The organism is Xanthomarina sp. F1114 (assembly GCF_026410255.1).
In the GTDB taxonomy this organism is placed as follows: Bacteria; Bacteroidota; Bacteroidia; order Flavobacteriales; family Flavobacteriaceae; genus Xanthomarina.
Genome location: NZ_JAPMLL010000004.1, coordinates 213,750 through 223,657 on the forward strand (window position 1 = coordinate 213,750; position 9,908 = coordinate 223,657).

General features: G+C 33.9%; 7 protein-coding genes. 1 reads left to right on the forward strand and 6 read right to left on the reverse strand.

The features are described from left to right. Positions 1–5: 5 nt before the first annotated feature. The 3 genes from ccoN to OS188_RS04905 all read right to left on the reverse strand — a co-directional run bounded on the left by ccoN (position 6) and on the right by OS188_RS04905 (position 4,856). On the reverse strand, positions 6–2,201 hold the full coding sequence (gene ccoN, locus OS188_RS04895; protein ID WP_267147708.1) for a cytochrome-c oxidase, cbb3-type subunit I: 2,196 nt from the start codon (positions 2,199–2,201) through the stop codon (positions 6–8). A gap of 10 nt (positions 2,202–2,211) precedes the next feature. Continuing rightward, positions 2,212–2,400, reverse strand: a complete 189-nt coding sequence (gene ccoS, locus OS188_RS04900; RefSeq protein WP_267147709.1) for a cbb3-type cytochrome oxidase assembly protein CcoS — start codon at positions 2,398–2,400, stop codon at positions 2,212–2,214. A gap of 80 nt (positions 2,401–2,480) precedes the next feature. Continuing rightward, positions 2,481–4,856 (reverse strand): heavy metal translocating P-type ATPase, encoded by a 2,376-nt coding sequence (locus tag OS188_RS04905; protein ID WP_267147710.1) that lies wholly within the window; start codon positions 4,854–4,856, stop codon positions 2,481–2,483. A 111-nt stretch (positions 4,857–4,967) separates the two neighbouring features. On the opposite strand from OS188_RS04905, the gene OS188_RS04910 reads away from it, so the two are divergent. Next, positions 4,968–5,645 (forward strand): Crp/Fnr family transcriptional regulator, encoded by a 678-nt coding sequence (locus tag OS188_RS04910; protein ID WP_267147711.1) that lies wholly within the window; start codon positions 4,968–4,970, stop codon positions 5,643–5,645. Between the two features lie 153 nt (positions 5,646–5,798). Here OS188_RS04910 and OS188_RS14780 read toward each other — a convergent pair whose 3' ends face one another. The 3 genes from OS188_RS14780 to OS188_RS04925 form a co-directional block, all read right to left on the reverse strand. Further along, positions 5,799–6,170, reverse strand: a complete 372-nt coding sequence (locus OS188_RS14780; protein ID WP_524499772.1) for a YdeI/OmpD-associated family protein — start codon at positions 6,168–6,170, stop codon at positions 5,799–5,801. 92 nt (positions 6,171–6,262) lie between these two features. Next, entirely contained in the window at positions 6,263–7,903 is a 1,641-nt protein-coding gene (locus tag OS188_RS04920; RefSeq protein ID WP_267147712.1) for a M1 family metallopeptidase, read from the reverse strand. Positions 7,904–8,083: 180 nt separating this feature from the next. Beyond that, a complete protein-coding gene (locus tag OS188_RS04925; RefSeq protein ID WP_267147713.1) occupies positions 8,084–9,895 on the reverse strand; it encodes an acyl-CoA dehydrogenase FadE in 1,812 nt (603 codons plus the stop codon). Positions 9,896–9,908: the final 13 nt, after the last annotated feature.

The following is a 9,908-nucleotide window of genomic DNA, read 5'->3' on the forward strand; positions in this document are numbered from 1 at the left end:
ATTTCTTAGTTTATATTGGTTGATGCATTTTCGTCTAGATCTTGAACTTTAATATCGGTTCCTAAACGTTGTAAATAAGCAATAACAGCTACAATTTCACGATTACGCATTTCAATAAAGTCTTCTCCTCCAGCTGCTTTATCCGCTTCATAAGATTCTGCAAAATCTGGATCAGAATATAAGTTTTTCTCAATTTGTGTTCCTTGCTCTAACATATGCTCTTGTGCATTTGCTATATCTTCTTCAGTATAAGGAACCCCTAATTTAACCATAGTTCTCAACTTGGTTTCTGTGTTCGACTTATCTAACTCGTTTTTAATTAACCATTGATATGCAGGCATAATAGAACCAGAAGAGGTGCTCTGAGGATCGTACATATGATTTAAGTGCCAGTTATCAGAGTACTTTCCACCTATACGGTGTAAATCTGGACCAGTACGTTTAGACCCCCATAAGAATGGATGATCGTATACATATTCCCCGGCTTTAGAGTATTCTCCATAACGTTCTACTTCACTTCTAAATGGTCTAACCATTTGCGAGTGACATCCAACACAACCTTCGCGAATGTAAATGTCTCTTCCTTCCAATTCTAAGGGTGTATATGGTTTTACACTACTAATAGTTGGAATATTGGATTTTACCATGATGGTTGGTACAATTTGAACAATTCCCCCAATTAAGATGGCAATAGTTGCAAAAATAGTAAGTTTAATAGGCTTACGTTCTAACCAAGTATGCCATCCTTCTCCAGCAATACGTCTTTTTGAAACGCGTTGTAAAGCAGGTGCTTCAGCTAACTCATCGGTAACTGCAGAACCTTGTCTTATTGTTTGAATAACGTTATAAACTAATACTAACATTCCTGTTAAATATAAAGTTCCACCAATAGCACGCATCCAATACATTGGCATAATTTCAGTAACAGTTTCTAAAAAGTTACCATATACTAAAGTTCCATCTGGGTTAAATTGCTTCCACATACTCGCTTGAGTAAATCCAGCAACATATAGTGGTAAAGCATACATTATAATTCCTAAGGTACCAATCCAGAAGTGGAAGTTAGCAAGACCTGTAGAGAATAATTTCGATTTAACTAATCTTGGTACTAACCAATATATCATACCAAAGGCTAAAAATCCGTTCCAAGCTAAAGCCCCTACGTGAACGTGTGCAATAATCCAATCTGTAAAGTGACCAATTGCGTTTACGTTTTTAAGAGAAAGCATTGGACCTTCAAAAGTTGCCATCCCGTATCCAGTAATAGCTACTACCATGAATTTTAAAACAGGATCTGTACGTACTTTATCCCAGGCGCCACGAAGAGTTAATAATCCGTTGATCATCCCTCCCCAAGAAGGCATTAATAACATAACTGAAAAGGCAACACCTAAGTTTTGAGCCCATTCTGGTAATGCAGAATATAATAAATGGTGAGGTCCAGCCCAAATATAAATAAAAATCAAGGACCAGAAATGTATAATAGACAGTCTATATGAGTAAACTGGTCTATTAGCAGCCTTAGGTACAAAATAATACATAAGACCTAAAAACGGTGTGGTTAAGAAAAATGCCACAGCATTGTGCCCGTACCACCATTGTACTAGAGCATCTTGAACTCCGGCATAAACAGAATAACTTTTAAATCCACTTACAGGAAGTTCTAAACTATTAAATATATGAAGAACTGCTACCGTAACAAACGTAGCTAAGTAAAACCAAAGGGCTACGTATAAATGGCGTTGTCTTCTTTTAATCATGGTACCAATTAAGTTAGCACCAAAAGCAACCCAAACAATAGCAATAGCAATATCTATAGGCCATTCTAGTTCGGCATATTCTTTAGAGGTTGAATAACCTAACGGAAGTGTAATAGCAGCTGCAACAATAATTAGTTGCCAACCCCAAAAGTTTAATTTACTTAACGCATCGCTATACATTCTAGCTTTAAGTAAACGCTGAGTTGAATAATATACTCCGGCAAAAATAGCATTTCCTACAAAGGCAAAAATAACAGCGTTAGTATGCAATGGTCTTAAACGCCCAAAACTTAACCAGGAAATACCGTCGGTTAAATTTGGAAATAAAAACATAAATGCTAGCAGTAAACCTACTATCATTCCTACAACTCCCCAAAGTATGGTTGCGTAAAGAAAATTTCTAACGATTTTGTTATCGTAATAAAATTGTTGTACTTCCATAATAGTTTAATTAGTCTTTTTTGGTTTTTTTATTTGTTGATTTAGTTTGTTCTTTTATTAGTTCATCTTCAAAAAGCATTCTTACAGAAGGGGTATAACTATCGTCAAATTGTCCACTCCTTACCGCTAAAATAAAGATAATAAAAAAGAAAATTGCAACTATAATGCTGATACTTAATAATATATATATAGCACTCATACCTACCTGAACTTATGGCTCAAAAATACTTTTGTAGCCGATTTAAAAATATGATTTTTATCATATTTGTTTATTTGTAATCATTCTAATCTTCTTCCTAATAAATTTGTTGCAATAGTAGTAAATACTACAATACTAATGGAACTTAAAGGCATTAAAATTGCAGCAATCACAGGAGCTAACTGCCCGGTAACTGCAAAATATAAACCAATAACATTATAAAAGAAAGATAGAGCGAAACTCCATTTAATTATTTTAATAGCTCCTTTAGAAGCCTTAATATATTTATATAACTGATCGAATTTGGAAGCATCCAAAATGGCATCGCAAGCTGGAGAAAACACATTCACATTTTCAGATACCGAAATTCCAACATTACTTTGAGCTAAAGCTCCTGCATCGTTAAGACCGTCTCCTAACATGAGGACTTTTGCTCCTTCAGATTGATGATATTTAATATACTCCAACTTGTCGTCAGGTTTTTGGTTGAAAATTAGCTTTGTCTTCGAAGGTAGTAATTTTTTTAGATTTTCTTGCTCTCCTTCGTTGTCTCCAGATAAAATTACTAAATCGTAATCTTTTTTCAAAGTGTTAAAAAGCTTAGACAATCCTTTTCTATAGTTATTATGGAACGTATATTTTCCTTTGTAAATATTATTACTACTAATATGTACAGATGTTGATAGGATGTTAGTATCATTTGTGTTTCCAACAAAAACGGCCGAACCAACTCTCATATTATTATTGTTGTGGCTAGCTTCAATTCCTTTTCCTATATGTTCTACAAAATAATTTAGAGATACAATATCATGTTCATCCAAAATATCATATAAAGATCTACTTAACGGATGGTTCGAACCTCGAAGTGTATTTTTTAAAAGCATTTCTTCAGAGATAGATAATTCTTCTCCCTGATACGTAGCACTACTTTTTTGATTCGTGGTAATAGTTCCTGTTTTATCGAAAATAATAGTGTTTATCTGAGCTAATTGTTCTACTACCGAAGAATTTTTAACATAAAACTTTAATTTACCAAAAATACGCAACATATTTCCTAACGTAAAAGGTGCAGCTAGAGCAATAGCACACGGACACGCAATAATTAAAACGGCTGTAAAAACATTAATTGCTTTTGATGAGTCTACAAACAGCCAATACGCTGTGGCTATAAATGCAATACTTAAAACAGCATATGTAAATCGTTTACTAATAGTATTGGTTAAAGTAGTAAAACCATCTTCCCGGTTTTTGTTAAAAACATCGTTACTCCAAAGTTGCGTGAGATAACTTTGCTCTACAGACTTTAAAACCTCCATTTCTATAACGCCAGAAGTTTGCTTTCCACCTGCAAAGAGCTTATCGCCAGATTGTTTTGAAACCGTTTCAGATTCGCCGGTAACAAAACTGTAATCTATAGACGCATTTCCATTAATTAAAATGCCATCCACAGGAATTAACTCTTCATTTCTAATTAAAAGCCTGTCTCCTTTTTCAATATCGTAAACCTGGATAGGAGTTTCTTTTCCATCTGCAGATATCTTAGTAATGGCAATTGGGAAGTACGATTTATAATCTCGTTCAAAAGATAAAAATGAATACGTTTTTTGTTGAAAAAATCGTCCTAATAAAAGGAAAAATATCAATCCTGTCAAGCTATCGAAAAATCCCGATCCATAATCAAAAATAATTTCAACAGTACTTCTAATAAATAAAACAGAAGCCCCTAAAGCAATAGGTACATCAATATTTAAAATTTTGGAACGAAGTCCTTTATAGGCCGAAATAAAATAGTCTTGAGCTGAATAAAAGATGACGGGGACAGAAAAAGCGAACATAACCCACCGGAAAACATGTTTATAGCGTTCTAACCAGAATTCGCCAACATCAAAATACTCTGGAAAAGATAAAAACATGACATTTCCAAATGCAAAACCAGCAACTCCCAGCTTATAAATTAAAGATCTGTTTATATTGTCTTTTCCAGCTTTAAAATCGTCTAAACTTATATAAGGCTCATACCCAATAGAGCTAATTAGAAGTACAACGTCTTTTAAAGAGCAGAGATCAGAATTGAAGGTAATACGAACCTCTTTCTTCCCAAAATTAACTTGAGACGATGAGATTCCGGGATTTAATTTATTGAGGTTTTCTAAAATCCAAATACAAGAACTACAGTGAATATGAGGAATATAAAGCGTGACAACCTGTGTGTGTCCATCTTGAAATTCAAGGAGTTTATCTATAATTTTTTGTTGATCTAAGAAATCATATTTCCCTTGTATTTCTTTAGGAATAGCTCCTGGAGAACTCTGCAAGTCGTAATAACAAGTTAAATCGTTTTCAGAAAAAATCTCGTACACGGTTTTACACCCATTACAACAGAAAGATTTCTCTTGAAAGGTAATTGTGCTAGTCCCACAAGAATCCCCACAGTGGAAACATAAGTTATGTTCCATATTAAATAATTTGCTCTTTTAAATCCCGTTACAAAGATGAAAAGATACTAAGAATTTAGATATGATATTTGTCATGTTTTGATTAATTTTGCAATAGATTAAAAATAGGGTATGAGTAAGTGCGAACAGTGTATAGTAAGAGAATTTAGTTCTTTAAAATCTTTGTCTAAAGAAGAGTTGTTGAATATCTCTGGTTGTAAAACATCTAAAACTATTAAAAAGGGAGAAGTTATCTTTGAAGAAGGCGAATCTCTAAACGGTGTCTATTGTGTAAAAGACGGAATTTGTAAACTCACCAAGTTAAGTGCTAACGGAAAAGACCAAATTGTAAAGCTAGTAGTAAAAGGAGATTTATTAGGGCAACGTTCATTAATTGTTAACGAGGCTGTTAATTTAAGTGCTGTAGCTTTAAATAATATGGAGGTTTGCTTTATTCCTAAGGATGAGATATTTTCAAATTTAAAAAATAACTCAGACTTCTCTATGGATATGCTAAAACAGATGGCTCACGATTTAAAAGAATCGGATAATGTAATTGTAAACATGGCTCAAAAATCTGTAAAGCAACGTTTAGCCGAAGCTCTTATTTATATTCATACAAGCTTTGGAGTAGATAAAGAAGGGTTTTTAAATGTTATTCTCTCCAGAGAAGATTATGCCAGTGTGGTTGGAACAGCTACAGAATCTGCTATTAGAGTCTTATCTCAATTTAAAAAAGAAGGTCTTATTGCTACTTCAGGAAAGAGAATTAAAGTGAATGATGTAGAAGGTTTAAAACGTATTGAATAACATAGTCTTAAAAACTTCATATTAAATCAGCTTACTATTACCAGTTACTTCTACTTTTAATATTTGCTTGACATAGTTTTATTTTTTCAGCTATTCGTTATTTTTTTAGTTGTTTCTTTTTTTACCTGATATAACCAATACAAATAGCTTTTTCTATAGGAAGGAGCAAAGTTTTTGATAGTTTATATAAGCTTCAGAATTATTACTAAATGCTTTTTGTGAATTTTCAGGAATAATCTCTTTCTCAACATCGTCTAGAGCTCTCCAGCAGCCATTTTGTTTGGCTAGCTTAACTTTGTCTAAACCACTTTTATGCATCAAGCCTAAAGCTAAAAGCTCTTTTATATGCTTCTTATATAAAGCACTCCAAGCGCTTTTTGGATTTCTATGAGTAAAATATTGTCGTCTTTTGCCATTGCCTAAACTCTTTACGGTAGAATCTATCCAGCCAAAACACAGAGCTACTTTTACGGCTTCTTCCCATCTCATACTATCATTTGCATGATTTGCTTTGTATAAAATAATATAAACCCCTTTCGCAGTATCATGATTTTTAAATAATCATTCACGCCATTCTTTGTCGGTTTTAAAATAAACTTCTTGAATAGCCATATGTTTTAAAGAGCTTTAACTTCTATATAAAAATTTGGGTCTACTTTTAATTCATTTCCTTCCATAGGCATAGTTTTCCATTCAGCTGTTGGATGGATCCATTGTTCTTGATTGTCTATACTAACTTTAAGCGGCATAGCAAACTTATCGACAATGTTAACCCAGTGGTATTTAAGCTCATTGTTTTCTATAATATATTCTAAAGTTGGAATTTTAGTATCTCTTAAATATTGATTGAAAAAAGGAGCTAAATCTATTCCTGATTGTTCACTTATATAATTCTCAATTTGTGCAGTTGTAACCGTTTGGTGATAAAACGTTTTGTTTAATCCACGTAAAATACCACGCCATTTTTCGTCGTCAGCAATTAGCTGTCTTAAAGTGTGTAACATATTGGCTCCTTTGTAATACATGTCTCCAGAACCTTCTTTATTTACATGATATGGACCAATAATTGGACTGTCGTTAACAATATTATCTCTAATACCTATAACATATTCCGATGCTGCCTCTTTTCCAAAATAATAATCCACAAATAAGTTTTCTGAATAGGAAGTGAAACTTTCATGTATCCACATATCTGCAATATCTTTATAGGTAATATTATTAGCAAACCATTCGTGTCCAGATTCGTGAATAATAATAAAATCGAACTTTAAACCCCAACCCGATTTTGAAACATCTCTTCCTAAATAACCGTTTTTAAATTGGTTTCCATAGGTTACAGAACTTTGATGTTCCATGCCTAAATAAGGTGCTTCCACGAGTTTATAGCCATCTTCATAAAAAGGATAGGGACCAAACCAATGCTCGAATGCCTTCATCATTCTTGGAGCTTCTTTAAAATGATTTTTTGCTCTCACCAAATTATCTCTCAATACATAGTAATCCATGGTTAATGGACCATTTTCTCCTTCGTAAACTTCAGAAAAATGGACATAGTCACCAATATTTACATTGACGCCATAATTGTTTATTGGGTTACTTACAAACCAATTAGTAGTAATGGTACCATCGCTATGCCTTTCGGTACTTCTTAAACGGCCGTTAGATACATTGGTTAGGTTTTTTGGAACATTAACGCTTATCAACATACTATCAACTTCGTCGTACATATGGTCTTTATTTGGCCACCAAACACTGGCGCCTAAACCTTGACAAGAGGTAGCTATAAATGGAATTTGGTTTTTATCTTCTGCCCAAGTAAAACCGCCATCCCAAGGTGCACGTTGTGCTTCTTGTGGAATACCTTCGTAATAAACATCTACAGACTGAACACTTCCTGTTTTCTGTTCTTCTAAAAGCGTAATAAAATGCGCATTCCCATCATGTTTCACCTCTAAGTCTTTTCCATTTTGAGTGACTTTCGTTATTTTTAAAGGAGCCTGTAAATCTACTTGCATTACAGAGTACGGCTTAAGTACGGTATATTGAATGGTATTTTTTCCTGAAATGGATTTTTTTTCTGGATTTATTTTAATATCCAAGTGATAATAAGTTAAATCCCACCATTCACGTTCTGGAGTTATGCTTCCTCTTAAGGTATCTTGATGCGTGAAAGTAGATTTTTTTTGAAGTATGTCTTGCGAGTAACTGTGCCATTGAAATCCTAAAATGAAACATATAACTATAGTAAAAACTCTCATCTATTTTGTTTTTCGTAAAATTACAGAAAATAATAATCATTTATGACTATAGAAGGGGTTTTACCATGTTAATTAAATCATAATCACATGTGAATTTTACGACTTGTTTTTCTCAGATAAAAACAAAAAAAAGGTCGTTTTGTGTACAAAACGACCTTTTCACTTCTAACCAAACTTAATCTAAAAACAATATTTATTTTCAGCTTTTACTTTTTCAGCAATAGCTATACGTAAATCTACAATATCAGGGTAGTTTGCATATTTTACAAAGCGTTTTAATCCCATTAATAACATACGTTGCTCATCGCCTTCAGCAAAAGAGATAATACTTTCTTTTCCGTTTTTCTCTACTATAGAAACAGCGTTGTATAAGTATAACTTAGCCATAGCAATTTGTACAGCTTGTTTGTCTTCTCCAAAGCGTTTAGCATTTTTCTCAGCTCTAAGAATAGCCGATTCTGCCATATAGATTTCAATTAAAATATCTGATGCTGCAATTAATAACTGTTGGTGCTCTTCTAAATCTGGACCAAACTTTTGAACAGCAGCTCCTGCAACCATTAAGAAAACTTTTTTAAGTTTTGCCACCATTTCTTTTTCTTCAGCAAATAACTCTGAGTAATCTGGTGTATCAAAAGATGGTATTCCCATAAGTTCTTCCTGAACCTTTTGAGCAGGACCTAATAAATCAACATGACCTTTCATAGCTTTTTTAACAAGCATACCTACCGAGAGCATTCTGTTAATTTCGTTGGTTCCTTCGTAAATACGTGCAATTCTGGCATCTCTCCAAGCAGCTTCCATTGGCGTTTCTTCAGAGAATCCCATACCACCAAAAATTTGGATGCCTTCGTCCGCAGCATTTTGAACATCTTCAGAAACAGCTACTTTTAAGATGGAACATTCAATAGCATATTCCTCTACACCTTTAAGTTCTGCTTCTTGATGCGAATTTCCAGCTGCTTGACGTAGTGCAATTCGATCTTCAATGTTTTTTGAAGCTCTATAGGTTGCCGATTCGCCAGCATAAGCACTTGCAGCCATTTCAGCTAATTTGTATTTAATGGCACCAAAATCTGCAATTGGCGTGTTAAATTGTTTACGTTCGTTAGCATATTGAACAGCCGTTGTTAAAATACGTCTTTGAGAGTCTAAACAAGCAGCAGCTAATTTAATACGACCCACGTTAAGAGCATTCATGGCAATTTTAAATCCTTCACCACGACCCGCTAACATGTTTTCTACAGGAACAACCGTATCGTTAAAAAATACTTGACGCGTAGAAGAGGCGCGAATACCTAATTTATGTTCTTCTTCGCCTAATGTAATTCCATTAGGGTTTTTTCCATCATATTCTACAATGAAACCAGTAATGTTTTTATCATCTTCTATTCGAGCAAAAACAATCATCAAACTACAGAAGCCTGCATTTGAAATCCACATTTTTTGTCCGTTAATTTTATAACTTTTACCGTCTTCAGAAAGGGTGGCAGTGGTTTTTCCCGAATTTGCATCCGATCCTGCGCCTGGTTCTGTTAAACAATATGCTCCAAACCATTCGCCAGTGGCTAATTTAGGGACATATTTTTTCTTTTGTTCTTCGGTTCCATATAGAGTAATTGGCATAGTTCCAATTCCTGTATGAGCTCCAAAAGCTGTACTAAACGAACCGGTACCACTAGATATATAATCGCAGGTTAAAACTGTTGAAACAAAACCCATTCCTAAACCATCATAGGCTTCAGGAACTGCCACACCTAAAAATCCAAGCTCTCCAGCTTTACGCATTACCTCTTCAGTTAACGCATAATCTTTTGCTTCAAATCTAGGTTTGTGTGCAATAATTTCACGCTCGTTAAATTCCATAACGGCTTCTTTCATCATCGTTTGCTCTTCTGAAAAATCTTCAGGAGTAAATACGTCTTCGCATTTTGTTTCTTTTACTAAGAATTGACCTCCACGAAGGATATCATTATTTTGTGTCTTTGACATAATTTTTTTTTTT

Coding starts and splice junctions, on each gene's coding strand:
- ccoS (WP_267147709.1), bottom strand. CDS start 2,400: ATGAGTGCTATATATATATTATTAAGTATCAGCATTATAGTTGCAATT.
- ccoN (WP_267147708.1), bottom strand. CDS start 2,201: ATGGAAGTACAACAATTTTATTACGATAACAAAATCGTTAGAAATTTT.
- OS188_RS04905 (WP_267147710.1), bottom strand. CDS start 4,856: ATGGAACATAACTTATGTTTCCACTGTGGGGATTCTTGTGGGACTAGC.
- OS188_RS04910 (WP_267147711.1), top strand. CDS start 4,968: ATGAGTAAGTGCGAACAGTGTATAGTAAGAGAATTTAGTTCTTTAAAA.
- OS188_RS04920 (WP_267147712.1), bottom strand. CDS start 7,903: ATGAGAGTTTTTACTATAGTTATATGTTTCATTTTAGGATTTCAATGG.
- OS188_RS04925 (WP_267147713.1), bottom strand. CDS start 9,895: ATGTCAAAGACACAAAATAATGATATCCTTCGTGGAGGTCAATTCTTA.